Raw genomic sequence first — 24,754 nt, 5'->3', positions numbered from 1 at the left:
GGAACGCCACCGTGAATCCGACACTGCTCACCACGGGAGCGGCCCTGATCGCCGGCGTCCTCGCCGTGATCGGCGTCCAGCTCTACGCGAGCGGGGCCGCCCAGCGGGCCGCGCTGATCACCCGCCTGTCGCAGACCGCCGGCGAAGCGGCCGACGGCGGCGCCGGCCGGCGCGGGCGCCTGTTCCGCGGCCTCGACCGGCGCATCCGCCGCACCGCCCTCGGCCGCCGGCTGGAACTGCGCATCTCCGCCACGGGCCTCGCGGTGACCCCGGGCGAGTTCGTCGTCGCCATGGCGGTCACGGTCACCGTCCTGTGGATCGCCGGGCAGGCGCTGCTCTCCCCGTTCTTCGGGCCCCTGTGCGGCTTCCTCGGACTGTGGGTCGCCCTGGGCTTCCTCAACTGGCAGCGCCAGAAACGCATCGAGAGGTTCATCAACCAGCTCCCGGAGCTCTCCCGCATCCTCGCCAACGCCACCCAGGCCGGCCTCGCCCTGCGCATGGCCCTCTCCCTCGCCGCCGACGAGCTGGACGCGCCGGCCGGCGACGAACTGGAGCGGGTCGCCCAACGGCTCGCCGTGGGCAGCTCCCTCGACGACGCCCTCGGCGAGCTCGCCGAACGCCTCCCCTCCCGCGAACTCGTCGTCCTCGTCACCACGCTGGTCCTCGCCAACCGGGCCGGCGGCACCGTCGTCTCCTCGCTGCGCAACCTCACCGAGACCCTGGAGGAACGCAAGGAGACCCGGCGCGAGGTCCGCACCCAGCTCTCGCAGGTCAGCCTGACGGCGTACGCGGTCCCGGTCATCGGCGTCGGCTCGCTGCTGCTCATCGACAACATGCAGCCCGGCGCCCTGGACCGGATGACCGGCTCGCCCGCCGGACAGATCGCGGTCGTGGTGGCCTTCGCGCTGTACGTCGTGGGCTTCGTCGTCATCCGCCGCCTCGCGAAGATCGACGTGTAGGGGGCCGACACCGTGGATCTGCTGCTCGCACTCCTTGCCGGCCTCGCCGTCGCCGGCTTCTGCTACGGCGTCCGCCTCTACCGGGCCGACGCGAAACTCCCGAGCGACCTCCAGCTCGCCCTGGAGGTCGGCGCCACCCGTACCGGAGCCGTCGACTCCGCCGTCGACCGGCTCGGCATGCGCTGGTCGCCGGCGGTGCTGCGGCTCATGGGGCCGAAGCGGGTGGACTCCGTGCGCCGCCGCATCGACCTCGCGGGCAACCCCGGCGGCCTGACGATCGACCGCTACGGGGCGAGGCGGGCGGTCTACGGCTTCCTCGGCGGCTTCGGCGGACTGCTGATGCTCGGCCGCGGCTCGGTCCTCGTGGCGGTGCTGCTGTTCGCCTTCGGGGCGTTCTGGACGGAGGTCGGCATCTGGTCGGCGGTGCGTATCCGCAAGGACCAGATCGAACGCACCCTGCCGGACTTCCTCGACGTCCTCGCCGTCGTCGTCTCGGCGGGCCTCGGCTTCCGGCAGGCGCTGGAACGCGTCGCCGAGCGGTACGAGGGGCCGTGGGCCGACGAGCTGCGCATCACGCTGCGCCAGATGGACATGGGCGTCAGCCGCCGGGAGGCCTTCGACGCGCTGCGCCGCCGCAACGACTCCGAGCAGGTCGCCCAGTTCGTCACCGCCCTCCAGCAGGGCGAGGAGCTGGGCGCTCCCATCGTCGACACCCTGATCCAGATCGCCGACGACATGCGGCGCACCGACGCCCAGAACGCCCGCAGGAAGGCCGCGAAGGCCGTGCCCAAGGCCACGATGGTCATCACCACGCTGATGGTCCCGGCCACGATGATCCTGCTCGGGGCGGGCCTGTTCCTCGGCACGGGCACCGACTTCGGCTCGATCACGGGCGAATGAGGGCGGCGGCGATGCTGAGAGTGCTCGTGGCGACCGACAACCCGGTGGTACGGGCGGGTCTCGCGGTGCTGCTCGGCGCGCACCGGGACATCGAGGTGCTGGCCGCGCTGCCGGTCCGGGCTCTGTCCGCCGCCCACCGCCCGGCTCCCGACCTGATCGTCCTCGATGGCCCGCCCTCCGCCGCCCGCGCCCTGACGCAGCCGGCCCCGGTCCTCCTCCTCACCCACACCCCGGCCCGGGGCGCGGGCTGCGCGCAGCTGGTCCACGGGGAGTTCGACGAGGAGGAACTGATCGCTGCGGTGCGTGCGACTGCACATGCTGGCGGTGCGTCAACTGTCTCGAATATACTGCGCTTCAGAAACCCGACTTCGCAAGTGCAACGCTTCGGTCTGAGTGCGAGGGAGGTGGAGGTGATGAACCTGATCGCGTCGGGCATGACCAACCAGCAGATCGCCGCCACCTGTTCCATCACCGAGAAGACGGTCAAGAACCACATCAACCGCATCTTCGCCAAACTCCACAGCACCACCCGCGGCGAGGCGATCGCCTCCTGGCTCGGCACGAGGACGGCGTCATGACGCCCCCCGTCACGCTTCGTGATTGGGCCTACGGACCCTGTGATCCCCCGCCCCCCGGGGCGTACCCTGCCCGCGTCGCCGCACACGGAGGGGAACACCATGAACGACGCGCTGCTGAGGGCCCTGACCAAGGCCAGGGTGCACGCGGACAGTTGGACCGGGGGCCCGGGCCGGACCCGCGACCGGGGAAGAGACCGCGGGCAGACGGCGGTGGAGTACCTGGGGATCATCGTGGTGGTGGTGGCGATCGTGGTGGCCATCACCGGCACGGACATCGGATCCACGATCAAGACCGCCATCACGAACAAGATCGCCCAATTGACCAAGTAGTGGCGCGCCGAGGGGACACGGAAGCGGGCCAGGCGTTTCCCGTCTACATCACGGTGGTGGCAAGCCTTCTCTTTCTCGCCTTCGTCTACTTCGCTGTCGGCCAGGCGGCGGCAACCCGGAACGGCGGCCAGTCCGCAGCGGACGCGGCTGCTCTGGCGGCTGCGCAGGACGCTCGCGAGCAGTTGCGGGCCGGCTGGATCGACGCGATCCTCAGCCAGGATGCGTGGGATGACTACCTGAACGGTGAGGAGTACGCCCCTCACTTGGCCTGTGAAGCGGCGGCGCGGTTCGCAGCCAAGAACGGTGCCGAGCTGTGGGACGAAGGATGCGTGTCGCGACGGACGGGTGGGGAGGCGGAATTCCAGGTGCGGGTCCGGACGATCCACACGGTGGGCCGCTCGGTGCTGCCGGGCACCGAGAAGCAGCATGCCGTGGCATCGGCGACTGCGGTCCTCGAGCCGCGTTGCTCCTTCGATCCGCCCGTGCCGCCGCCCACCTCGAGTTCCGCCCCACCGCCTCCTACGGGCACGCCGTCGCCGGAGCCGACGCCGACACCCAGCCCCGAACCAGCACCGATCACCGGTCTCGTCTGCAGTGGAGTCACGTGGACGATCGACCCGGAAGATCCTCGGCTGCCCGAGGCGGCCGACCTCTTTACCGTCCGACTGGTCGACTGACGAGCGAAGGATCCCCTTTCCCATGAGTGTGCGGTACGCGAAGAAGGCCGGTAAGGGAGTCGCGGTGGCGGCCCTGGCCACCGGGTTGATCCTCGGCGTCTCGGGCTGCGGCAGCGAAGAACAGCCGACCCAGAACAAGCCGTCGGCCACGACCAGCGCGCCGAAGTCCAGCGGGGGAGGGAACACGCAACCGCAGTCACAGGAGCCGGCTGAGGTGCTTGCCGTACTGAAAGGGCAGGACGGCTTCGAGCTCGTCGTCAACGTAGCCGAACGAGATGCCGGCGGGTTCCTCACCGTCAAGGGCTTGTTGAAGAACACCTCCGACGAGCCGCGCGCGGTGCCCGCCGGAGTGCGTGGCAACGAGACCGAGGTGCTGAAGCACGGCAACTCATTGGGTGGAGCCACGCTGGTGGACCTCCAGGGCAAGAAGCGTTACTACGTGCTGCGGGACACGGACGGTCGCCCTCTGACGACCACCGGGCTCGACATCGTCGCCGCCGACGCGTCAACAGCCGTCTTCATGCAGTTCCCCGCCCCACCCCCCACCACCACCGCCGTCTCGCTCCAACTCCCCACCTTCGACCCCGCCACCATCAAGCTCTCCTGAGGCGCAGCCATGACGACGACACCCCGCCGCCTCGCCGCCCTCACCCTCACCGTCCTTCTCCTCGGAGGAGGCGCCGGTGCCGCCCAGGCCGACGACCCGCCCGGGTCGACGTCGGTCGGCGCGCCACCGCCCGCCGTGGACGCGGCCTCGCCCGCGCTGATGCTGCCCGACGGTGCGACCCTCGCCCCCGCGAAGGTCCTCGACATCAAGCAGATCGTCGAGGAGGAAGGAGGCGAGCAGCGCCGGGAGGACACCAATGTGGACGTCACGTTCGCCCTCCAGGCCGAGGTGCTGTTCCCCAAGGACAGCGCCAAGCTCAGCCCCTCCGCCACGGCCCGGATCGCCGCCATCGCGGCGGAGATCAAGAAGCAGGGGGCAGGCCGGGTCCGGGTGTTCGGGTTCACCGACGACCTCGGGACCTACGAGCACGGGCTGAAGCTCTCCAAGCAGCGCGCCGATGCCGTGCAGCAGGTGCTGGCCAGGGATCTGGACCCCGGGACGACCTTCGACATCCGCGGGTACAGCGAGGACTACCCGATCGCCGACAACTCCACCGAGGAGGGGCGCAAGAAGAACCGCCGCGTCGAGGTCTCCTTCCCCCGCACCTCCGGCGGATGACCTGGGCCGTGGATCGGGAACGCCGTCCCGCTTGCCGATGCTCGCGGCAGCCGCCCGCGTCGTGACGCGGCGGCCGGCCTCCCTGGCGGGGCGAACGCGAGGTTGGCCCCGCTCCGGTGCGACGCACTCGGACCTTCTCCGGCACCGGCGCCGTGCCGCCCTGCTCCGCGCTCCTGTGGCATGGCACAGGAGCGCCACAGTTGCCTGTCTGGTCTGTCGCCTCGCTGTCCTTTCCGGCTGGCCAGCCAGATGATCCAGAAGAAGCGGCTCGGCCCGGTGCGTTGTCCTACTTCACCTTCTTCGGCTTCTTCGCCTTCTTGACCTTGTCCACGGCTTCGGTCTGGCTCTGCCCGCTATCGATGACGGCTGAGGCAGCCTCGATGGCCGCAGGGGCCGCCAGAGCCCCACAGAGGGCGAAGCCGCACACGGCCACCGCCGTGCGCCGTCGGATGACAGCCTGCATTCCGTATCACCTGGCTTCTGTCAAACCCCTCAAAAACCACATTTCACCCTGGGGAGTGGCGGCGTCAACCCCGGTGGCGCGCCGCCGAACGCGGGACCTGACAGCTCGGGCGGAGCCACTGCGCCGCGGCGCTGTTCCCTGGCCGCGGCAACGGCCGCGGCGTCAGGCCGAGCGGCGGGATGGTTCTCGATCTCCAGGCGGGCCCCCCGGCCCTGCTTCCCTCCTTGGCAGCATCGAGTGACTTCCGTGGTGGGGGGTGTTCAGTGCGGCACGCCCGCCTGCGCCGCCATCGCCGCGAGGGCCGACCGGACCGTGGACGTCATCCGGTCGGGGTGGGTGAAGACTTCGTGGGCCGTGAACCGCAGCACGCGGCGCACGCCCGCGCAGTTCTGCAGCTCGTTGAAGCGGCGGACGTCGCGCTCGTGGGCCTCGCGGGTGCCGTGGTAGGCGAAGCCCTCGATCTCGACGACCAGTCCGGCGTCCCGGAAGTAGAAGTCGGGATGCAGGGGCCGGCCGCTGAGGGTGTGCAGGGTCGGCTGGACCTCCGGGTGCAGGTCCGCGTCGCGCATCCGCAGGCGGGCGACCGTCTCGGCGGGGGAGCCGGAACCCGGCACGGCGAGGGGCAGCCAGCGGCGGGCCGCCGGGCCGCCCGGGCAGCGGGGCGCGGCCAGTTCGGCGGCCAGGTCCTCGACCCGGACGAGCGGGACGCGGCGCAGGCCGCCGACGTAGCGGTGGGACAGAGCCGAGTCGGCGACGACCACGGCGGCCTCCCGGCTGCCGGCCGCCCGTATCAGGTCACCGACCGTCCGCGCCGGACTCGTCACCCTGAGACCGCGCCGCAGCGAGCAGTCACGGTCCGTCAGCCGGGCCGTGCCGTACACCCGTATCCGCCCGTCGGCCGCGCGCCCTCCCCGGCCCGGGGGAGCGGCGAAGTGCAGTGTGTCCGCCTCTCCCCGTCCCTCCGTGAGCAGTTCGATGCGGTGCAGCGCCGCCGCCGTCCGGTGGCTGCACACCAACTCCGGCCGCAACAGCTGGACCGCCCTGGCCCGCAACCGCCAGTCCACCTCCTTTCCCGGGGCCGCCCACGCGCCCCGGCAGATCCGCTGCCAGCCGTCCCCGCGCAGCCGTCCGGCCAGGCGGCCCCGCGGCCAGCCGGCCGCGAGCGCCCACACCGTGAGCAGCACCCCGCCCCTGGCGAGCACCATCAACTCGTACATACGAGCAACGATCCACGGAAGAGCGACAGTTCGCACCCCCTGTGGAAAACCCGTCGAAAGAGCCCGTCAGGAAAGGGCAAAAGCGGCCCGGCGGCGCCCTCCACCAGGAGCATCCTGGTCCCGCCCACCGTCCCTCCCCGCTCCCGGAACGGGCCGCCCATGACGACCACCCCGACGCCGACCCCCGCCCCGACGCCGGCCCCCGCCCCGGCCCTGGCCCCGACGCCGGCCCCCGCCCCGGTCCTGGCCCCGACGCCGGCCCCGGCGCCGACCCCCACCCCCGGCGTGCAGCTGGTCAGCGACCTCGTCGCCCGCGTCCCCGCCTTCCGCGCCGCGTACGACGCACACGTCTTCACCCAGGGCGGTGTTCTGCCGCACGTCTTCTTCTGGGACGTCGTCCAGGGAACCGTCCGCGCGTACCTGGGAGAAGAGGGGAACGCGGCCGACTGGCGGAGCACGCTCGCCTTCCTGGAGGAGCAGAGCCGCCGGGGCGAGGCCGGCGTCGACGAGGTGATCGTCACCTCCTTCCTCGGGGACCTGCCGCACCGGGGCGAGCCGGGGTACGGGATCGTCCGGCAGCTGGGGCCGATCATGGCCGCCACGTTCCTGCGGCTGCGCCCCGGCGGCTGACCGTCCGGTCGTCCGGCCGATAATCGAGCGCATGTCCCGCACCACCCCCGCCCGGCCGACGCCGGCCGCGCCACCGTCCGCCGCGCCGGCGACCGCGCCCCGGGCGACCGCCCCGCCGTGGGCCGCCCTCGGCGGCTACGCCGCCACCCGCCTGCTCGGTCTCGCCGTCCTCGCCGCCGTCGCCGCGGCCACCGGCAAGGACGGGCTGCACCGGCTCTCGGGGCGCTGGGACGCGGTCTGGTACGTGCGGATCGCCGAGCACGGCTACGGCTACGAGGTCACCCTGCCCGACGGCGCCGTCCACGCCGACCTCGCGTTCTTCCCGCTGCTCCCGCTCCTGGAGCGGGCCCTGTCCGCCGTCCTGCCGGTCGACGCCGCCACCGCCGGACTGCTGGTCTCCTGGACCGCCTCCCTCGCCGCCGCGTGGGGCATCCACGCCGTCGGCACGCAGGTGGCCGGGCCGCGCACCGGGGTGGTGCTCGCGGTGCTGTGGGGGGTGTACCCGACGGCGTTCGTGCAGTCGATGGCGTACACGGAGACCCTGTTCACCGCCCTCGCCGCCTGGTCGCTGTGGGCCGTACTGCGCGACCGCTGGCTGCTCGCGGGCGGGCTGTGCGTGCTCGCCGGGCTCACCCGGCCGACGGCCGCCGCGCTGATCGCCGCGATCGGGATCGCCGCCCTCGTCACCGTGGTCCGGGAACGCCGGCTGCGGGCCCGCGTCGCCGCCGGTGTACTACTGGCCCCGCTGGGCTGGCTCGGTTACGTCGTCTACGTCGGCGTCCGCCGGGGCAGCGCCACCGCCTACTTCGACGTGCAGGCCGCCTGGGGCAACTCCATCGACGGCGGTGTCGCCCTCGCCCTGTTCATCGCGGGCTTGCCGTGGCCCGCCGCCCTCGGGCTGTGCGCGGCGCTCGCGCTGCCGGCCTGGCTGATCGTCCTGTGCGTACGGCAGCGGCAGCCGCTGCCGCTGCTGGTGTACACGGTCGCCGTCGTCCTCGTCTCCCTCGTCGGCGCCGCCTACTTCGGTTCCCGGCCGCGCCTGATGATGCCCGCGTTCGGACTGCTCCTGCCGCCCGCCGTGGCCCTGGCCCGGCTCCGTACGCGCGCGGCCGTGCCCGTCCTGGCCGCCCTGGCGCTCGCCTCCGCCGCCTACGGGGCGTTCACGCTCCTCGGCCCGGGTCCTCCGTAAGCCCCGCCCCGCCCTCGTTAAGCCCGGGGTCGCCGTCCGCGAGCCCGGACCGGCCCTCCCCGCGCCCCGCCCCGCCTTCCTCCTCCAGCACGACCGCGACCCGTACGCCCGGCCGCAGGCCCCAGCCGGCCATCGCGCCGCCCGTCGCCTCCAGGACGTGCCGGCCGCGCCAGCGGATCATGCCGAGCCGGCCCGGCCGCATGGTGACCACGTCGAGGACGGCCCACGAGCGGTCGAGGTAGGCGACGTCGAGGGTGAAGCGCATGCCGAAGGTGTGGATGCTGTTGGTCCGGGTGATGAGCAGCGCGCCGTCGAGGCCGTCCCGGCCCAGAAGCCCGCGCCGCCGGGCCCGGGAGGAGGCCGCGACCTCCAGCGGCACCCTTCCGGCCGGAACATCCAGCCACCCCCGGCCGTCCCGCCATGACCGCCATGACCGCCATGACCGCCATGACCGCCAGACCCGCCAGGACCAGGCCCTGGACCCCCTGATCCGGAGCCCCTCGACCGCGAACCCCCCGGCCCGCCGAGCGTCCCCCGTAGGTGCCCCGTCCCCCGCAGCCCGTCCTGCCACCCCCCTACGCCCTGTCATCCCGTCCGCCCCGTCCGCCCCGTCCACTCAGGACGCCCGTCCTCCCCGTACTCCCCATGGGCCCGACCCTAGCCCTAGGGTCGGGCCGTGAACGCCCTGTCGATCGCCTTCGTCAGCGCCGCCGCCCTGTGGGGCGCGGCGGCCGGGCTGCTCGTCCCCCGGGCCGCGTACCGGCTGTCCGTCGCCCCCGACGAGCCCTGGCGCTCCCGCTGCCCCGCGGGCCACGCCTTCGCCGGGCCGGCCCGGGGCTGGCTGGGCATGCCGGGGCGGGCCGGCTGCGCGACGACCTCCGCGCCGCTCGCCGCGCCGCTGCTCACCGCGCTCGTCTGCGCCGCGCTCGCGGCGGCCACCGGGGTGCCCCGGCCCGAGCTGTTCGTCTGGCTGCTCGCCGCACCCTTCGGCACCCTTCTCGCCTGTGTCGACGTGCGCGTCCACCGGCTGCCCGACCGGCTGACCCTGCCGCTCGCCGCCGCCCTGCCGCTGCTCCTCGCGGTGGTCGTGACGCTGCCGTACGCGGCCGGCTCCTGGACGCACAGCCTGCTCGGCGCGCTCGTGCTCGGCGGCGGCTATCTGCTGCTGTTCCTGCTCCACCCGAACGGCATGGGCTTCGGTGACGTGAAGCTGGCCGTGCCGATCGGGGCGGCCCTCGGCTGGTACGGCTGGGGCGTGCTGTTCGCCGGGGCCTTCGCCGGTTTCCTGCTCGGCGCGCTGTACGGGCTCGGACTCGTCGTCACCCGGCGCGCGGCCCGCGGCGCCGCGATCCCCTTCGGGCCGTTCATGCTCGCCGGCGCGCTCCTCGGCCTCCTGCTCGGCGCGTTCACCGCCCTGCCCTGAACGGACCGCTCTAGCATCACGCAATATGCGGACAATCGACGAGAAAGCGTCACCGAACCGACAGGAGGCGGCGGCGCTCCCCGACCCGCCCGCCCCCGCGTACACGCCCCTCGTCCGGCACCTCCCCTGGGCCTGGGCCGCCGCCCTCTGCCTCCTGTACGCCACCGTCGCCGTACGCCGTCACCTCCTTCTGCGCACCACGGGCTACGACCTCGGCATCTTCGAGCAGGCCGTCCGCGCCTACGCCGAACTCCGCGCCCCCGTCGTCCCCCTGCGCGGCGAGGGCTTCAACCTCCTCGGCGACCACTTCCACCCGCTCCTCGCCGTCCTCGCACCCCTCTACCGCCTCGCGACCTCCCCGCTCACCCTGCTCGTCGCCCAGTCCGCGCTCCTCGCGCTCGCCGCCGTCCCCCTGGTCCGCTGGGCGCTGCGCGCCGTCGGCCGCCGCGGCGCCCACGCCGTCGCCGCCGGATACGGGCTGAGCTGGGGCATCGCCTCCGCCGCCGCCTTCGACTTCCACGAGGTCGCCCTCGCCGTCCCCCTGCTCGCCTTCTCCCTGGAAGCGCTCGGCCACCGGCGCTGGCGGGCCGCCGTCGCCTGGGCCGCGCCACTGCTGCTCGTCAAGGAGGACCTGGGGCTCACCCTCGCCGCCATCGGCGCGTACGTGGCCTGGAAGGGCCCGCGCCCGCTCGGCGTCACGACCGCCGCCGCCGGGCTCCTCGGGTCCCTCCTGCAGATCAAGGTCCTGCTGCCCGCCCTCGCCCCCACCGGCGGCTACGTCCACGGCGGCAACCTGGCCGCCACCCGCGAATCCCTGCTGTCCGCGCTCGCCCACGCCCCGCTCGACCTGCTGCGCCCGGAGACCAAGGCGACCATGCTGGTCCTGGTCTTCGCGCCGTCCGCGCTGCTCGCCCTGCGCTCGCCGCTCGCCCTGATCGCCCTGCCCACCCTGGGCTGGCGGCTGGCCTCGGAGAACGGCTTCCACTGGGGCACGGCGTTCCACTACAGCGCGGTCCTCATGCCGGTCGTCTTCGCCGGGCTCCTCGACGTCCTCGGCCGCGAGACGAACCGCCGCACCGTCCGCGCCGCCCTCGCCACCGTCCTCGCCGTGACCGCCGTCCTCGTCCCCTCCTTCCCACTGGCCCAGATCGCCCAGCGGGCCACCTGGCGCACCACCGGGCACGTGGAGGCCGCGCGGGCGCTCCTCGCCCGGATCCCCGACGGCGCGACCGTCGCTGCCTCCAACCGGCTGGCGCCGCAGCTCACCTCGCGCTGCACGGTCGTCCTCTTCCCCACCTTCCCGGTCGCCGGGCGGCTCTACGAGCCCGGCCGCGAGGACCTGCCGCCGCCGACGGCGGACTGGATCGTCCACGACGCCGAGGCCCCCGAGGCATGGCCGTACCCGAAGGGCCACTGGCCCTACCCCCTGGAGCAGCAGCTGGCGGAACTGCGGGCGGCCCGCGAGAAGCACGGCTACGCGGTCGTGGCCGTACGCGACGGGATCACCCTGCTGCACCGCACCCCGGTGCCCCGCCCCGCCGCCACCGGACCCGCGCGTCCCCGCCCCGCATCGGGCCGTCCTTGACCCGCTCCGGCGCGTCAACCGGACGGGCCCGGGGAGGTCCCCCGTGGGGAGTACGGAATCCGCCGCCACGCCCGGGCGCAAACCCGCCACGGGGTCCTACACCCCTTGTGCCGCCTGGGCTCCGGCCGATCCGACGGGCTCCGTTCGGCGCGGGTGGCACACAGCACGACTAATGAAGGGTTATGGTGGAAACCCCCCCTCGGGCCGGTCCGTATCCCCCCCACGGACCGGCCCGTTTTCTTTCCCGCATCCCCGGGCAGGGGGCGTCAGCCCCGGCCGGCCCAGATGTTGGTGCCCGCGGTGTCGACGGCGAAGGAGTCGATCTCCTTCAGCTCCTCCTCCGTCAGCGGCGCCCCGGCGAGGGCCGCCACGTTCTCCTCCAGCTGCGCCACGCTCGACGCGCCGATCAGGGCCGAGGTCATCCGCTCGTCGCGCAGCACCCACGTCAGGGCCAGCTGGGCGAGCGACTGCCCGCGCCGGCGCGCGATGTCCGCGAGGCCGTGCAGGCGGCGCAGCACCTCGTCGGAGAGCAGGCCGGGGTCGAGGGACTTGCCCTGGGTGGCCCGGGAGCCCTCGGGGATGCCCCCCAGGTACTTGTCGGTGAGCAGGCCCTGCGCCAGCGGCACGAAGGAGATGCAGCCCATCCCGGCCGCCTCCAGGGTGTCGAGGAGTCCATCCTCCTCCGTCCAGCGGTTGATCATCGAGTACGAGGGCTGGTGGATCAGGGCCGGGACGCCCATCTCCTTCAGGATCCGCGCGGCCTCGGCGGTCTGCTCGCTCGTGTACGAGGAGACGCCCACGTACAGCGCCTTGCCCTGCTGCACGGCGGAGGCCAGCGCCCCCATGGTCTCCTCGAGCGGGGTGTGCGGGTCGAAGCGGTGGGAGTAGAAGATGTCGACGTAGTCGAGGCCCATCCGCTTCAGGGAGGCGTCGAGCGAGGACATCAGGTACTTGCGGGAGCCCCACTCGCCGTACGGACCCGGGTGCATCAGATAGCCGGCCTTCGTCGAGACGATCAGTTCGTCGCGGTACGGCGCGAAGTCCTGGGCGAAGATCTTCCCGAAGTTCAGCTCGGCGGAGCCGGGCGGCGGTCCGTAGTTGTTGGCCAGGTCGAAGTGGGTGACGCCCAGGTCGAAGGCGCGGCGCAGGATTGCGCGCTGCGAGTCGAGGGTCCGGTCGTCGCCGAAGTTGTGCCACAGGCCCAGCGAGATGGCGGGCAGCCTGAGCCCGCTGCGGCCGGTGCGCCGGTACTCCATGGAGTCGTAGCGGTCCTCGGCGGCGCGGTACGGAAGGGAATCAGTCACGTATCTCTGCTTATCACGGACTTGTGACAGTCCCGGGCTGGGAGCCGGTCACCCCTGCGCAGTAATGTGGCGGCTTCGGGGGCCGACACTGCATGGAGGGGTAAAGAACAGTGAACCTGCGCGACCTGGTGTACGGGCTCTACGCACGCCGGGTGGAAGGCCGCCTCGATCACGCCCAGGTGCCCAAGCACATCGGTGTGATCCTCGACGGCAACCGGCGCTGGGCCAAGGCTTCCGGCGGCACCCCGGAGCAGGGTCACAAGGCGGGCGCGGACAAGATCCAGGAGCTGCTCGGCTGGTGTGCCGAGACCGACGTCGAGGTCGTCACGCTCTGGATGCTCTCCACCGACAACCTGAACCGCCCCGAGGAGCAGCTGGTCCCGCTGCTCGCGATCATCGAGGACGCGGTGCGGGCGCTCGCCGCCGACGGCCGCTGGCGCGTCCACCACGTCGGCACCCTCGACCTGCTCCCGGCGCGCACCCAGTCCGTCCTGAAGGAGGCCGAGCAGGCCACCCTGGGCAACACCGGGATACTCGTGAACGTGGCCGTGGGCTACGGCGGCCGGCAGGAGATCGCCGACGCGGTCCGCTCGCTGCTCCTGGAGCACGCCGAGCGCGGCACCAGCTTCGAGGAGCTGGCGGAGATCGTCGACGTCGAGCACATCTCCGAGCACCTCTACACGCGCGGCCAGCCCGACCCCGACCTCGTGATCCGCACCAGCGGCGAGCAGCGCCTGTCCGGTTTCATGCTGTGGCAGAGCGCGCACTCGGAGTACTACTTCTGCGAGGTGCACTGGCCGGCCTTCCGCAAGGTCGACTTCCTGCGCGCGCTGCGCGACTACGCGGCCCGGCACCGCCGCTTCGGCAGCTGAGCCCCCGCCGCCCCCACGCCGGACCTCCTCGGACGCCCCCGTCCGGGCCCCGCCCGGACCTCCACCGGCCCCCCCGCCCGGACCTCCGCCGGGCCCCGTCCCGACCTCCGCCGGGTCCCTGACAGGCCCTCGTCCGGGCCTCGCCGCGACCTTCGCCCGAGCTCCGTTCGGACCCCCTCCGGGCCCCTGGCCGGGCCGCCGGTCGGACCCCTGACGGACCCCGGGCACCTCCCGTCACCCACCGTTCATGAACACGCCGTCATATGCCATGGCATGACGGCGTGTGCGGGAGGGCATATCCCCTGTGAAGTGAGCGGCACGGAGACCGCCACCCGGGAGGCCCTTTGCACCAGGACGACCGTGCAGGACACGCACGGACGAAGCGGAGGGCCGGCGCTCGGCCCGCGCATCGTGGCCAGAGCCCGGTCCCATTCCGCCGCGACACCGGCTCCTCCTCCCGTGGAGCCGTCGCACCCCGCCCTCACAGGGGTCCTCGAAGGGGGTCTGTCCTTCCGTGGTGACCAGCACTAAGCGCCGCTTGTCCGACAGGCGCACCTATGTTCTCGACACCAGCGTCCTGCTGGCCGACCCCAGCGCGATGTCCCGCTTCGAGGAGCACGAAGTGGTGCTTCCCATCGTCGTGGTGACCGAGCTGGAGGCCAAGAGGCACCACCCCGAGCTCGGCTACTTCGCCCGGCAGGCCCTGCGCCTCCTGGACGACTTCCGGGTCCGCTACGGACGCCTCGACGCCCCGCTCCCCATCGGGGACCTGGGCGGCACCCTGCGTGTCGAGCTCAACCACTCGGACCCCGGCGTCCTGCCGGCCGGCTACCGGCTGGGGGACAACGACTCGCGGATCCTCGCGGTCGCGCGCAACCTGCAGGCGGAGGGGTACGACGTCACCGTCGTCTCCAAGGACCTGCCGCTGCGGATCAAGGCATCCTCGGTGGGGCTCCTCGCGGAGGAGTACCGGGCCGAACTGGCCATCACCGACTCCGGCTGGACCGGAATGTCCGAAGTCACCCTCGGCGCCGACCAGATCGACCTCCTGTACGACCAGGAGACCCTGTACGTGCCGGAGGCGGCCGAACTGCCGGTGCACACCGGTCTCGTCCTGCAGTCCGAGCGCGGCAAGGCGCTCGGCCGGGTCACGGCCGACGGGAGCGTACGGCTCGTGCGCGGCGACCGGGAGGCCTTCGGCATCCGCGGCCGCAGCGCCGAGCAGCGGATCGCGCTCGACCTGCTGCTCGACCCGGACGTCGGCATCGTCTCCATGGGCGGCCGGGCCGGCACCGGCAAGTCGGCGCTGGCGCTGTGCGCGGGCCTGGAAGCGGTCCTGGAGCGCCGCCAGCACCAGAAGGTGATGGTGTTCCGTCCGCTGTACGCGGTCGGCGGACAGGAGCTCGGCTATCTGCCCGGCACCGAGGCCGAGAAGATGAGCCCCTGGGCCCAGGCCGTCTTCGACACGCTGTCGGCCGTGGCGAGCCGGGACGTGATCGAGGAGGTCCTCGGCCGCGGCATGCTGGAGGTGCTGCCGCTCACCCACATCCGGGGCCGCTCGCTGCACGACGCCTTCGTCATCGTGGACGAGGCCCAGTCCCTGGAGCGGAACGTGCTTCTGACCGTTCTGTCCCGGATCGGGGCGAATTCCCGGGTGGTCCTCACCCATGACGTCGCCCAGCGCGACAACCTGAGGGTCGGCCGGTACGACGGAGTCGTCGCCGTGGTCGAGAAACTGAAGGGCCATCCGCTCTTCGCGCACGTCACCCTCACCCGCTCCGAGCGCTCGCAGATCGCCGCGCTCGTGACCGAAATGCTGGAGGACGGCCAGATCTGACCGATTCACAGGCCCTGTTGGCGCCGCCCGGCAAAGCGCGAGAGCTTAGCCGGGCGGCGCCGCGCTGTCCTCCGTATGCGCCAAATCCCGTACGTCCACCCCGGTGTGAGCTTTCACACGCAGCACAGAATTGCCTTGCGACCGCGCCGTCCGGCAGAGTCTTGCTTCCGTCAGGCCCCGCATACGGCACAGGTGCACCCTCAGGGGTGCGGCACCACACAACTCAACAGCCGTTCGCCGTATGCCGCCCACAGCACCACGGGCCCGTGTCTTCAGTGACCCATGCAGTCGAAGACCAGCGCCAGGGGCACGATTTCGCCCGCTTGGTCACCTCTGCGGGCGATGCTGGAAGGAAACCGTGTGAGCCGGATCTCGGTCCGGGGATTCGCGGTGGCTTCGGCCACTGCGGTCACCACTGTCGGCGCCGTCGTCGGCGTTGCCTCGGGCAACGCGGCGCAGCCCTCGGACGACAACTTCGAGGCCACCGCGGCCGACACCACCCTGCTCGCGGACATCCCCGCGGGCGAGCAGGCCCAGGTACAGGTCTCCTCCCTCACGGAGCAGGCCGACGTCCAGGCCGCCGCCGCCGACTCCCTCGCGCGCAAGTCCGCCGAGGAAGCCGCCCGCATCCAGGCCGCCAAGGACGCCGAGGCGAAGAAGAAGGCCGCGGACAAGGCGGAGCAGGAGCGCAAGGCGGCCGCCGAGCGCGCCAACCGCGACTCGCTGCGCGACGCGTCGAGCTTCTCCGCCCAGGGCTCGTACACCATCGCCGAGGTCAAGGCGATCGCCCGCCAGATGATCCCGGCGGACCAGTTCCAGTGCTTCAGCAACATCGTGGACCACGAGTCCGGCTGGAACTACCGGGCCACCAACCCCTCCTCGGGCGCCTACGGTCTCGTCCAGGCACTCCCCGGCTCGAAGATGGCCTCGGCCGGTGCGGACTGGCAGACCAACCCCGCCACCCAGATCAAGTGGGGCCTCAGCTACATGAACAACCGCTACGACAGCCCCTGCGGCGCGTGGTCGTTCTGGCAGGCCAACCGCTGGTACTAGCCACCGGCAGTCACCACCGGCAGTCAACCCCGCGAAGCCCCTCGCCGTCCTTCGGTGAGGGGCTTCGCGTGCGCGTGGGGTAGGTTCGGGGGCCCGAAGGGGGAGAGGGAAGAGCATGTCGAGACTGCCACGATGGCTGCACCGGCTGGGCCAGGGCCTCAGCCGCGTGGGCGAGCGCCTTGACGAGCGCCGGGCGGACGCCGAGCGCGGCGAACCCCTCGGCCCTCCGTACGCCGCCCCCGCCCCCGAACCGGCACCGCACCCCGCGGGGAAGACCGCCCCCGCACCGGCCGCGGAACCCGGCTCCGCCCCCGAACCCGCCTCCGTACCCGCGCCGCCCGCCTACGCGCCCGCCGTCGCCGCCCGCCCCGACCCGGTGGCCGCGATCCCCTGGGGCATGCGGGTCGCCGCCGAGGCCGGCTGGCGACTCCTCGTGCTCGCCGGCACCGTCTGGGTGCTGATGAAGGTGATCAGCTCCGTCCAGCTGGTCGTGCTCGCCTTCGTCGCCGCCCTCCTCATCACCGCGCTGCTCCAGCCGACCGTGGCGCTCCTGCGCCGCAAGGGCCTGCCGCGCGGACTCGCCACCGCCGTCACCGCCGTCTCCGGCTTCGTGGTCATGGGCCTGGTCGGCTGGTTCGTGGTCTGGCAGGTGATGGACAACACCGACAATCTGACCGACCAGGTCAGGGACGGCATCGAGGAGCTCAAGCGCTGGCTCCTCGACAGCCCGTTCCACGTGACCGAGCGGCAGATCAACGACATCGCCAAGAACCTCAGCGACACCATCGGCACCAACGCCGAACAGATCACCTCCGCCGGGCTCCAGGGCGTCACCGTGGTCGTGGAGGCGATCACCGGCATCCTGCTCACCATGTTCTCCACCCTCTTCCTGCTCTACGACGGGAAGAAGGTCTGGGAGTGGACGCTGGGGCTGGTGCCCGCCCAGGCCCGGCCGGGCGTCGCCGGCGCCGGGCCCCGGGCCTGGCGCACCCTGACCGCTTACGTCCGCGGCACCGTCCTCGTCGCCCTCATCGACGCCGTCTTCATCGGCCTCGGCCTGTGGTTCCTGGACGTGCCGATGGCGGTGCCGCTCGCCGTCTTCATCTTCCTGTTCGCCTTCGTGCCGCTCGTCGGCGCCGTCGTCTCCGGCGCCCTCGCGGTCGTCGTCGCGCTGGTCACCAACGGGGTGTTCACCTCCCTGATGGTGCTCGTGGTCGTGCTCGCCGTGCAGCAGATCGAGGGCCACGTCCTCCAGCCCTTCATCCTGGGCCGGGCCGTGCGGGTCCACCCCCTCGCGGTGGTCCTCGCCGTCGCGGCCGGCGGACTGACCGCCGGCATCGGCGGAGCGGTCGTCGCCGTCCCGCTGGTCGCCGTCGCCAACACCGTGGTCGGCTACCTCCGCGCGTACAGCACCGAACAGGCCCTGCGGGCCGCCCCGGAACCGCGCGGCGCGACCGCCCACGAGGTGGCGCCGACCCCGGCGCCCGGCTCGGCCGACCGCCCCACCGGAAGTGACACGTGATCTCGGAACCGGAACTCGTCGGCGGCCCGGACTTCCCGGCCCCCGCCCCCGGCCCCGCACCCACCGGCACGATGTACCCGCCCCCGCCCGCGGCCACCCCGCCGCCGGCTCCGCCCCGCAGCCGCCGCCCCTGGCTGTGGGCGCTCGGCGGCGCCGTCGCCGCCTCGGCGCTCTGGGCCGGCGGCCTCGCCGCGTACGACCCCGACGACCGCCCCGACCTCGGCGGCTACCGCACCGACCTCGACCCCTGCGAGGCGGCGAAGCTGGAGGGACTGGCCTCGGCGCTCGGCCCCAGGGGGCCGGCCATGGACGAGCCGCTGAAGTCCGACCACCCCGCCCTCTTCGAGTGGGACTGCAGCGTCACCCTGGCGGCGAAGCCCGTTCCGTACACCCTGCGCGTCAGCTACACCCTGCACCGGGTGACCGACCCCGGCCCGGAGTTCGAGGCCCGCAGGGCGGACCCGCAGTTGGCGGGCGGCGGCGACAGGGTCGGCGGCATCGGAGAGCTCGCCTACTTCGGCGGGGTGTACGGAGACGACTCGCTGGAGGTCCTGGACGGGCAGGCGGTGCTGCGCCTCGTGCTGGAGGCGGACGAGTACGACGAGGAGAAGGACCGGCCCATCGAGGTGCCCCAGCTGGACCCGGCGGCCGTCCAGACCTACCTCGTCGAGGACATGCAGCAGCTGATGAAGGCCCTCAAGAGCTGACCGGGCCGCTGACGGCGAAGGGCCCCGGGGGAAACCCCGGGGCCCTTCACCCGTACGGCTCGCTCGACCGGCTCACTCGTACGGCCACGCGTGCGGCGGTCTCACTCGGCGAGAACCGCCTCGGCGTCCAGCGTCACGCCGACCGCCTGGATGACCGCGGCGATCTTGACGGCCTCCTGGATCGTCTCGCGGTCGACACCGGCCTTGCGCAGGACCTGCTCGTGCGAGTCCAGGCACTGGCCGCAGCCGTTGATCGCGGACACGGCCAGCGACCACAGCTCGAAGTCGACCTTCTCGACGCCCGGGTTGCCGATGACGTTCATCCGCAGGCCGGCGCGCATCGTCCCGTACTCCGGGTCCGACAGCAGGTGCCGGGTCCGGTAGAAGACGTTGTTCATCGCCATGATCGCGGCGGCCGACTTGGCGGCCTGGTACGCCTCGGGCTTCAGGTTGGCCTGGGCCTCGGGCTCCAGCTCCTTCAGCACCTTCGGCGAGCGCGAGGCGATGGCGCAGGCGAGCACCGTGCCCCACAGCTGCTGCTGCGGCAGCTCGCTGTTGCCGATGACCGAACCGAGGTTCAGCTTCAGGTCCTTGGCGAAGTCCGGTATGGCGGCCTTCAGCTCATCGAGCGCCATGGTCACTCACCGGCCAGGAGCGCGACCGGGTCGAGGGTGTCCTCGCCCTTGGTCCAGTTGCAGGGGCACAGCTCGTCGGTCTGCAGGGCGTCCAGGACCCGCAGGACCTCCTTGGGGTTACGGCCGACGGAGCCGGCGGTCACCATGACGAACTGGATCTCGTTGTTCGGGTCGACGACGAACACGGCGCGCTGCGCGAAGCCGTCCGCGCCCTCGACGCCGCAGTCGCGCATCAGCTCGTGCTTGGAGTCGGCGAGCATCGGGAAGGGCAGGTCACGCAGGTCGGCGTGGTCCTTGCGCCAGGCGTGGTGGACGAACTCGGAGTCGCCGGAGACGCCGAGGATCTGCGCGTCGCGGTCCGCGAACTCGTCGTTCAGCTTGCCGAACGCGGCGATCTCGGTGGGGCAGACGAAGGTGAAGTCCTTCGGCCAGAAGAACACCACGCGCCACTTGCCCTCGTAGGACTTGTGGTTGATCTGCTCGAACTCCTTGCCGCTCTCCAGCGACACGCAGGCGGTCAGGTCGTAGGTGGGGAACTGGTCACCGACAGTGAGCACGCGCTCTCCTTGCAGAGTCGAAAGGATCCCTTTTGGGGTCTTCCGTGAGGGGTTGGACGGATCACATCCTGGCACGGAGTGCATTGATCAGTGAAATAGCTAGACTCGGTCGGGTTGATCGAAGGTGGTTATCAGTGATTCCGGTACGTCGGGTGAAGCAGCCCAGCCTGTCCCAGCTCAGAGCCTTCGCGGCGGTCGCGGAGCATCTGCACTTCCGTGATGCGGCGGCGGCCATCGGCATGAGCCAGCCGGCGCTCTCGGGCGCGGTTTCGGCTCTCGAAGAGGCACTCGGTGTCCAGTTGCTCGAGCGTACGACGCGCAAGGTGCTGCTCTCGCCGGCGGGGGAGCGGCTGGCGGCGCGGGCGCACGCGGTGCTGGACGCGGTGGGGGAGCTGATGGAGGAGGCGGAGGCCGCGCAGGCGCCGTTCACCGGCGTGCTGCGGCTCGGCGTGATCCCGACGGTGGCGCCCTATCTGCTGCCGACCGTGCTGCGTCTGGTGCACACCCGCTACCCCGAGCTGGACCTCCAGGTCCACGAGGAGCAGACCTCCTCGCTCCTGGAGGGGCTGGCCGCCGGACGGCTCGACCTGCTGCTGCTCGCGGTGCCGCTCGGGGTGCCCGGCGTCACCGAACTGCCGCTGTTCGACGAGGACTTCGTATTGGTCACGCCCGAGGGGCATCCGCTGGCCGGGCGCGGGGACATTCCGCGCGAGGCGCTCAGGGAGCTCAAGCTGCTGCTCCTGGACGAGGGGCACTGCCTGCGCGACCAGGCCCTCGACATCTGCCGGGAGGCCGGCCGCACCGACGGCGCGCCGGTCACCACGACGGCGGCGGGACTGTCGACGCTGGTCCAGCTGGTGGCGGGCGGACTGGGGGTGACGCTGCTGCCGCGCACCGCGGTGAAGGTGGAGACGGCCCGTGACTCCGCCCTGTTCACGGGGTCCTTCGCCGAGCCGGCGCCGTCCCGGCGGGTCGCGCTCGCGATGCGTACGGGAGCGGCCCGCCAGTCCGAGTTCGAGGAACTGGCGGGCTCGCTCCGTGACGCGATGCGGCGGCTGCCGGTGCGGATCGTCGACGGGGACGACGAGGGCGACGAAGGCGACGGGGCCGACGCCGGCGACCGCGGCGCCGTGGAGCACCGGGCGGCTACTCGGTCCTGAGGCCGTCGGCCCGCATCAGCCGCCACAGCACCGGCAGGCTCAGCAGGGTGACCAGCAGGATCAGGCCCCCGCCGACCCCGGTGACCGGCAGGAAGACCCACCAGTCCTCGACCTGCTTGCCGATCATGCGCAGCAGCACCAGGCCGAGCCCCAGGCCGCCGGCCACCGCCAGGGCGAGGCCCAGGGCGATCGGTACGGCGGTCTGCCACAGCACCGACCAGCCGAGGGTGGCGCGGCGGGTGCCGAAGGCGACGAGCGAGGACAGCAGCCGCCTGCGCTCGCGCAGCTGCTCCAGGGTGGTCACCAGGAGCGAGGTCGCGACGAGCAGCATGGTGAGGGTGGCGCCGACCAGGATGCCGGTGCGGACGCTGGAGAACTGGGCGTCCCGTTCGAGGTCCTGAAGCGTCTGCACCCGCGTGATCGGGTCGACGGCGGCGACCGCGTTCCGTACGTGCTCGGCCGCGTCCGGCACCGTCGGGTCGATGCGGATCATGACTCCGGCCTCGGGTGCGTCGAGCCGGGCCGCGTCGATCGCCTTCGGGGTGGCCATCACGCCGAACTGGACGCGCCCCATCGGGTCGAGCCGCGCGTCCACGGTGCGGGCCGTGTCCGGGATGCGCCAGGTCGGCACCGGTCCCTCGTGGGTCTCCGGGTCGCGCAGGGCGACCGTCGCCCCCGGCTTCGCGGTCCGGGCGACCCAGGCGTCGTCCGGCCCGGCCCCTCCGTGGGCCAGGGCGATGAACACGTCGCCGTCGGTGCAGGACGGCAGGTGGGCGAACTCCTTCAGGGAGGCGCAGTCGCCGACCGCGATCGAGGTGATCGGGGTGAAGTCCTCACCGGCCCGCAGGGGGCCGGGCCGCCACACGCTCGACTCGATGGTGCCGACGACGCCGGTGACGCCCTTCGTCGCCGACAGCTTCTCGATGGCCCGGCGGGCGTCGTCGGCGGTCCTGGCCTCGACCTTGGTCGCCATCTGGGCGCGGGCCGTGTCCATGTCGGTGACCCGCGTGAAGTCGTTCTGCATGGCCTGGAACAGCATCTGCAGGGCGATGGCGCCGGCCGCGGCGACGACGAGGCCGCTGACGGCACGGGCGGCGGTGCCGCTGCTGAGCTGGAGTCTGCGGGTGGCGAGCTGCCAGGCCACCGGGCCGCCGCGCAGCCGTTTGACCAGGGCCTCCACCAGCCAGGGCAGCAGGGTGGTGAGGCCGACGAGGGCGAGGGTGGCGCCGATCGCGACCCCTGGCATGTTGATCGAGGTGTCGTCGACGTCGACCTGCCCCACGCTCGGTACCAGGATCGCGGCACCGGCGAGGAGGAGGACGAGCCGCCAGGCGAGCCGGCGCGGCCTCGGGGTGGCGGTCCTGACCACGCCGAGCGGTTCGATGGCCACGCCGCGCAGGGCGACGAGGCTGACGACGACGGCGGCGACGGGCACGATGGCGACGATCAGCGCGGCCAGCCAGGGCACCGGGGACACGTCGGACGGGAAGGCGTTGACGTCCCAGATCCGTACGGTGCCGGCGAGCTGCCGGGCCAGGGCGAAGAGACCGGCACCCGCGGCGAGCCCGAACAGGGCTCCGGCCAGGGATTCGCCGGCCGCGATCCGCCGGGTCGTGGCGGTGTCGGCGCCGACCAGGCGGAGCGCGGCGAGCCGCCGGTCGCGCTGTTCGCCGCCGAAACGGACGGCGGTGGCGATGAAGACCAGGACGGGCAGGAGCAGCACGACGCACGCGATGACGACGAGGAGCAGGAGGAACGCGTTCATCGGCTCCTCGGGCACGGACCAGCCGTAGCGCCGGCCCCGGCCCTCGTGGCCGTACGCGGCGAGGATGTCGGTGCCCGCGACGTAACGGAGCTCGGCCGGGCCGATCAGCGCCGCGTCGCCGAGGGTGCCGGTGATCTCGTACGGCAGGCGCTCGCGCAGGAGGGCGCCCTCGGGAGAGGCGAGCAGATCGCGCAGGGCGGGGGAGACCAGCATCTCGCCGGGCGCGGGCACCTTCGCCGCTCCCGGGGGGACCGCGGGGCGCGGGCCGTCGGGCTGCAGCAGCAGCCCGGTGACGGTGTCGCCGCGGTAGAGCGTGGACTGGTCGGCGTAGCGAAAGGTGTCGGGCCCGGCCTGGGGCACCAGTTCACTGGCGTCGACGGCGCGGGCGGCTTCGCGTACCTCCCGCTGGAAGATCATGCTCGGCATGGAGGCGGCGGCGAGCAGCAGGGCCACGCCGAGGCCGATGCCGGTGGCGGTCAGGGCCGTCCGCAGCCAGCTGCCGCGGCCGCCGGTGACGGCGAAGCGGGCGCCGAGGGCCAGGTCCCGGATCCAGGCGCCGGGGCCGGGGCGGTGTCCGCGCGGGGCGGTGCCGCCCGCGCGGCCGTCCTCCGCCCCGGTGCCCGTCGCCGCGATGCCGCTCGTCCCCGTGCCGCCCGCCGTCGCCGTGGCGGAGCCGGTGGTGCCGGTCTCGCCGATGCCGGAGCCGGTACCCGTCCCGCTCATGCCGCCCACTCCGTGTCCCGTACGGAGCCGTCGCGCACCACGACCTCGCGGTCGGAGTAGGCGGCGACCCGAGCCTCGTGGGTGACCAGGACGACGGCCGCGCCGGTGTCCCGGGAGGCGTCGGTGAGCAGCCGCATCACGCGTTCGCCGTTGAGGGAGTCGAGCGCGCCGGTCGGCTCGTCGGCGAAGATCACCCGGGGGGCGGTGACGAGCGCGCGGGCGACCGCGACCCGCTGGCCCTGGCCGCCGGAGATCTCGCCGGGACGCTTCCCGGCCACGTCCTCCACCTCCAGGCGGGCCAGCCACGCGCGGGCCCGCTCCTCGGCGTGCCGGCGCCGCTCGCCGTTCAGGCGCAGCGGGAGGGCGACGTTCTCGACGCAGGTCAGCTCGGGCACGAGCTGGCCGAACTGGAACACGAATCCGAAGTCGGAGCGGCGCAGGGCGCTGCGCTGCGCGTCGCCGAGGGCGGTCAGCTCGCGTCCGTCGTAGTGGATCGTGCCGGCGTCGGGGCGGACGATGCCGGCCAGGCAGTGCAGCAGGGTGGACTTGCCGGAGCCGGAGGGGCCCATCACGGCGACGACCTCCCCGGCGCGCAGGGAGAAGTCGGCCCCGCTGAGGGCGGGGGTCGGTCCGTAGGACTTGTCCATGGCGCGGGCTTCGAGGAGCGGCGTGGTGGCGGTCATCGGCGGACCTCCTCGGCGAGCCGGTCGAGGCGGGCGGCGGTCAGCTCGAGCCAGCGCAGGTCGGCTTCGAGGTGGAAGAGGGCGTGGTCGCAGATGAGCTGGTCGGCGAGGTCGCCGTCCTTCTTGCGCCGGGTGAGCTCGCGCATCAGGCGCAGGTGCTCGGCGCGCTGGACGTCGAGCAGCTCGGCGGCGCCCCGGCCGGTGAGCAGGGCGAGGACGACCTTGGTGTACAGGGTGGACTGGAGGTACGGCTCGGGCTTCTCCGGCGTGGTGAGCCACTGCTCGACGTCGGTGATGCCGGCCTCGGTGATCGCGTACCGCTTGCGGTCGGGGCCGCCGCCGGCCTCGATGCCGTCGACCTCGACGAGACCGTGCTTCAGGAGCCGGGACATCGTCGAGTAGACCTGCCCGTAGTGCAGGGGCCGGTCGTGGCCGAAGCGCTCGTCGAAGGCGCGCTTGAGGTCGTAGCCGTGGCGGGGGCCGGACTCCAGGAGTCCGAGGAGGGTGTGACCGATGGACATGTGCGTCACTGTACACGGGGTGTATACGCACGATGTATAGCCCTGGTGAGGGGTGGCCCGAACCGGGATGACACCCTTCGAACGGGCTGCCTGTGACCGGGCGCACACAACCATCGGTGCCCGTGGAGCGTCGTTCCGTCGGGAGCCGGTTCGGGAGTGGGTGCTGATTCTCACGCCCGGAAAGGCCGGATGGGTCGCGCTTTGTCGCGATGGGCGGTGTTAGCTTGCTGAGCTGATTC

Annotated in this window: 25 protein-coding genes and 1 pseudogene; 17 read left to right on the top strand and 9 right to left on the bottom strand. The window is 72.7% G+C overall.

What is annotated here, in order from left to right; translation table 11 throughout:
* Window positions 1-11: 11 nt before the first annotated feature.
* From ABD954_RS11955 to ABD954_RS11925, 7 genes are all read left to right on the top strand, one after another.
* Complete coding sequence (locus tag ABD954_RS11955) at window positions 12-959, top strand: type II secretion system F family protein (protein ID WP_345485922.1); 948 nt, start codon at window positions 12-14, stop codon at window positions 957-959.
* Window positions 960-971: 12 nt separating this feature from the next.
* Window positions 972-1,859: a DUF5936 domain-containing protein gene (locus ABD954_RS11950; RefSeq protein ID WP_345485921.1), complete on the top strand. Its 888-nt coding sequence runs from the start codon at window positions 972-974 to the stop codon at window positions 1,857-1,859.
* An 11-nt stretch (window positions 1,860-1,870) separates the two neighbouring features.
* Complete coding sequence (locus ABD954_RS11945) at window positions 1,871-2,437, top strand: response regulator transcription factor (protein WP_345485919.1); 567 nt, start codon at window positions 1,871-1,873, stop codon at window positions 2,435-2,437.
* A 99-nt stretch (window positions 2,438-2,536) separates the two neighbouring features.
* The gene (locus tag ABD954_RS11940; RefSeq protein ID WP_345485918.1) at window positions 2,537-2,767 is read left to right on the top strand and encodes a Flp family type IVb pilin; all 231 of its coding nucleotides are present in this window, start codon (window positions 2,537-2,539) and stop codon (window positions 2,765-2,767) included.
* Between the two features lie 56 nt (window positions 2,768-2,823).
* Window positions 2,824-3,444 carry a hypothetical protein gene (locus tag ABD954_RS11935; RefSeq protein WP_345485916.1) on the top strand — a complete coding sequence of 207 codons (621 nt, stop codon included), beginning with the start codon at window positions 2,824-2,826 and terminating at the stop codon, window positions 3,442-3,444.
* 22 nt (window positions 3,445-3,466) lie between these two features.
* Window positions 3,467-4,051, top strand: coding sequence for a hypothetical protein (locus tag ABD954_RS11930; protein ID WP_345485915.1), 585 nt, complete (start codon window positions 3,467-3,469; stop codon window positions 4,049-4,051).
* 9 nt (window positions 4,052-4,060) lie between these two features.
* A complete protein-coding gene (locus ABD954_RS11925) occupies window positions 4,061-4,669 on the top strand; it encodes an OmpA family protein (RefSeq protein WP_345485914.1) in 609 nt (202 codons plus the stop codon).
* Between the two features lie 286 nt (window positions 4,670-4,955).
* Here ABD954_RS11925 and ABD954_RS11920 read toward each other — a convergent pair whose 3' ends face one another.
* A complete protein-coding gene (locus tag ABD954_RS11920) occupies window positions 4,956-5,132 on the bottom strand; it encodes a hypothetical protein (RefSeq protein ID WP_345485913.1) in 177 nt (58 codons plus the stop codon).
* Between the two features lie 260 nt (window positions 5,133-5,392).
* Window positions 5,393-6,349 (bottom strand): DUF559 domain-containing protein, encoded by a 957-nt coding sequence (locus ABD954_RS11915; protein ID WP_345485912.1) that lies wholly within the window; start codon window positions 6,347-6,349, stop codon window positions 5,393-5,395.
* Window positions 6,350-6,508: 159 nt separating this feature from the next.
* On the opposite strand from ABD954_RS11915, the gene ABD954_RS11910 reads away from it, so the two are divergent.
* On the top strand, window positions 6,509-6,979 hold the full coding sequence (locus ABD954_RS11910; RefSeq protein ID WP_345485911.1) for a hypothetical protein: 471 nt from the start codon (window positions 6,509-6,511) through the stop codon (window positions 6,977-6,979).
* Between the two features lie 31 nt (window positions 6,980-7,010).
* Window positions 7,011-8,168 (top strand): mannosyltransferase family protein, encoded by a 1,158-nt coding sequence (locus ABD954_RS11905; protein ID WP_345485910.1) that lies wholly within the window; start codon window positions 7,011-7,013, stop codon window positions 8,166-8,168.
* A 70-nt stretch (window positions 8,169-8,238) separates the two neighbouring features.
* Here ABD954_RS11905 and ABD954_RS11900 read toward each other — a convergent pair.
* Window positions 8,239-8,568, bottom strand: a pseudogene (locus ABD954_RS11900) (DUF192 domain-containing protein); the annotation flags it as partial.
* Window positions 8,569-8,853: 285 nt separating this feature from the next.
* Between ABD954_RS11900 and ABD954_RS11895 the strand changes: the two are divergent.
* Window positions 8,854-9,591, top strand: coding sequence for a prepilin peptidase (locus ABD954_RS11895; protein WP_345492104.1), 738 nt, complete (start codon window positions 8,854-8,856; stop codon window positions 9,589-9,591).
* Between the two features lie 25 nt (window positions 9,592-9,616).
* A complete protein-coding gene (locus ABD954_RS11890) occupies window positions 9,617-11,176 on the top strand; it encodes a DUF2079 domain-containing protein (protein ID WP_345485909.1) in 1,560 nt (519 codons plus the stop codon).
* 266 nt (window positions 11,177-11,442) lie between these two features.
* Here the strand turns inward: ABD954_RS11890 and mgrA are convergent, their stop codons facing one another.
* Complete coding sequence (mgrA, locus tag ABD954_RS11885; RefSeq protein WP_345485908.1) at window positions 11,443-12,480, bottom strand: L-glyceraldehyde 3-phosphate reductase; 1,038 nt, start codon at window positions 12,478-12,480, stop codon at window positions 11,443-11,445.
* Between the two features lie 110 nt (window positions 12,481-12,590).
* Here mgrA and ABD954_RS11880 point away from each other — a divergent pair, with 110 nt between their 5' ends.
* The 5 genes from ABD954_RS11880 to ABD954_RS11860 all read left to right on the top strand — a co-directional run bounded on the left by ABD954_RS11880 (window position 12,591) and on the right by ABD954_RS11860 (window position 18,471).
* A complete protein-coding gene (locus ABD954_RS11880; RefSeq protein ID WP_345485907.1) occupies window positions 12,591-13,352 on the top strand; it encodes an isoprenyl transferase in 762 nt (253 codons plus the stop codon).
* Window positions 13,353-13,866: 514 nt separating this feature from the next.
* The gene (gene phoH2 / locus ABD954_RS11875) at window positions 13,867-15,189 is read left to right on the top strand and encodes an RNA 5'-3' helicase PhoH2 (protein ID WP_345485906.1); all 1,323 of its coding nucleotides are present in this window, start codon (window positions 13,867-13,869) and stop codon (window positions 15,187-15,189) included.
* A gap of 360 nt (window positions 15,190-15,549) precedes the next feature.
* A complete protein-coding gene (locus ABD954_RS11870; protein WP_425584036.1) occupies window positions 15,550-16,242 on the top strand; it encodes an aggregation-promoting factor C-terminal-like domain-containing protein in 693 nt (230 codons plus the stop codon).
* 115 nt (window positions 16,243-16,357) lie between these two features.
* Window positions 16,358-17,764 (top strand): AI-2E family transporter, encoded by a 1,407-nt coding sequence (locus tag ABD954_RS11865; protein ID WP_345485904.1) that lies wholly within the window; start codon window positions 16,358-16,360, stop codon window positions 17,762-17,764.
* Window positions 17,761-18,471, top strand: a complete 711-nt coding sequence (locus ABD954_RS11860) for a hypothetical protein (RefSeq protein WP_345485903.1) — start codon at window positions 17,761-17,763, stop codon at window positions 18,469-18,471. Before ABD954_RS11865 ends, ABD954_RS11860 begins: the two co-directional genes overlap by 4 nt.
* A gap of 101 nt (window positions 18,472-18,572) precedes the next feature.
* Here ABD954_RS11860 and ABD954_RS11855 read toward each other — a convergent pair whose 3' ends face one another.
* Window positions 18,573-19,106 carry an alkyl hydroperoxide reductase gene (locus ABD954_RS11855; RefSeq protein ID WP_128976662.1) on the bottom strand — a complete coding sequence of 178 codons (534 nt, stop codon included), beginning with the start codon at window positions 19,104-19,106 and terminating at the stop codon, window positions 18,573-18,575.
* Between the two features lie 2 nt (window positions 19,107-19,108).
* Entirely contained in the window at window positions 19,109-19,663 is a 555-nt protein-coding gene (locus ABD954_RS11850) for a peroxiredoxin (protein WP_345485902.1), read from the bottom strand.
* Between the two features lie 134 nt (window positions 19,664-19,797).
* Between ABD954_RS11850 and ABD954_RS11845 the strand changes: the two genes are divergently transcribed.
* A complete protein-coding gene (locus tag ABD954_RS11845; RefSeq protein WP_382745852.1) occupies window positions 19,798-20,823 on the top strand; it encodes a LysR substrate-binding domain-containing protein in 1,026 nt (341 codons plus the stop codon).
* On the opposite strand, the gene ABD954_RS11840 is transcribed toward ABD954_RS11845, so the two are convergent.
* Genes ABD954_RS11840 through ABD954_RS11830 form a run of 3 tightly spaced genes read right to left on the bottom strand, consistent with a single transcriptional unit; the run spans window position 20,810 to window position 24,515 of the window.
* Complete coding sequence (locus ABD954_RS11840; RefSeq protein WP_345485899.1) at window positions 20,810-23,311, bottom strand: FtsX-like permease family protein; 2,502 nt, start codon at window positions 23,309-23,311, stop codon at window positions 20,810-20,812. The two genes, ABD954_RS11845 and ABD954_RS11840, sit on opposite strands and share 14 nt — an antisense overlap.
* Complete coding sequence (locus ABD954_RS11835; RefSeq protein WP_345485898.1) at window positions 23,308-23,994, bottom strand: ABC transporter ATP-binding protein; 687 nt, start codon at window positions 23,992-23,994, stop codon at window positions 23,308-23,310. Before ABD954_RS11835 ends, ABD954_RS11840 begins: the two co-directional genes overlap by 4 nt.
* Window positions 23,991-24,515, bottom strand: coding sequence for a PadR family transcriptional regulator (locus ABD954_RS11830; protein WP_345485896.1), 525 nt, complete (start codon window positions 24,513-24,515; stop codon window positions 23,991-23,993). The genes ABD954_RS11835 and ABD954_RS11830 overlap by 4 nt, the downstream gene beginning before the upstream one ends.
* Window positions 24,516-24,754: the final 239 nt, after the last annotated feature.

It is taken from the genome of Streptomyces roseoviridis (assembly GCF_039535235.1).
GTDB lineage: Bacteria > Actinomycetota > Actinomycetes > Streptomycetales > Streptomycetaceae > Streptomyces > Streptomyces roseoviridis.
The sequence above is the reverse complement of the archived record's forward strand: the minus strand, read 5'-3'. Positions and strand labels throughout refer to the sequence as shown.

What these genes read in the sequence shown, in the direction of transcription:
- ABD954_RS11905 (WP_345485910.1), top strand. Translation starts at nt 7,011, where the DNA reads ATGTCCCGCACCACCCCCGCCCGGCCGACGCCGGCCGCGCCACCGTCC.
- ABD954_RS11925 (WP_345485914.1), top strand. Translation starts at nt 4,061, where the DNA reads ATGACGACGACACCCCGCCGCCTCGCCGCCCTCACCCTCACCGTCCTT.
- ABD954_RS11940 (WP_345485918.1), top strand. Translation starts at nt 2,537, where the DNA reads ATGAACGACGCGCTGCTGAGGGCCCTGACCAAGGCCAGGGTGCACGCG.
- ABD954_RS11830 (WP_345485896.1), bottom strand. Translation starts at nt 24,515, where the DNA reads ATGTCCATCGGTCACACCCTCCTCGGACTCCTGGAGTCCGGCCCCCGC.
- ABD954_RS11920 (WP_345485913.1), bottom strand. Translation starts at nt 5,132, where the DNA reads ATGCAGGCTGTCATCCGACGGCGCACGGCGGTGGCCGTGTGCGGCTTC.
- ABD954_RS11930 (WP_345485915.1), top strand. Translation starts at nt 3,467, where the DNA reads ATGAGTGTGCGGTACGCGAAGAAGGCCGGTAAGGGAGTCGCGGTGGCG.
- ABD954_RS11855 (WP_128976662.1), bottom strand. Translation starts at nt 19,106, where the DNA reads ATGGCGCTCGATGAGCTGAAGGCCGCCATACCGGACTTCGCCAAGGAC.
- ABD954_RS11910 (WP_345485911.1), top strand. Translation starts at nt 6,509, where the DNA reads ATGACGACCACCCCGACGCCGACCCCCGCCCCGACGCCGGCCCCCGCC.
- ABD954_RS11945 (WP_345485919.1), top strand. Translation starts at nt 1,871, where the DNA reads ATGCTGAGAGTGCTCGTGGCGACCGACAACCCGGTGGTACGGGCGGGT.
- ABD954_RS11890 (WP_345485909.1), top strand. Translation starts at nt 9,617, where the DNA reads ATGCGGACAATCGACGAGAAAGCGTCACCGAACCGACAGGAGGCGGCG.
- ABD954_RS11840 (WP_345485899.1), bottom strand. Translation starts at nt 23,311, where the DNA reads ATGAGCGGGACGGGTACCGGCTCCGGCATCGGCGAGACCGGCACCACC.
- ABD954_RS11915 (WP_345485912.1), bottom strand. Translation starts at nt 6,349, where the DNA reads ATGTACGAGTTGATGGTGCTCGCCAGGGGCGGGGTGCTGCTCACGGTG.
- ABD954_RS11865 (WP_345485904.1), top strand. Translation starts at nt 16,358, where the DNA reads ATGTCGAGACTGCCACGATGGCTGCACCGGCTGGGCCAGGGCCTCAGC.
- ABD954_RS11835 (WP_345485898.1), bottom strand. Translation starts at nt 23,994, where the DNA reads ATGACCGCCACCACGCCGCTCCTCGAAGCCCGCGCCATGGACAAGTCC.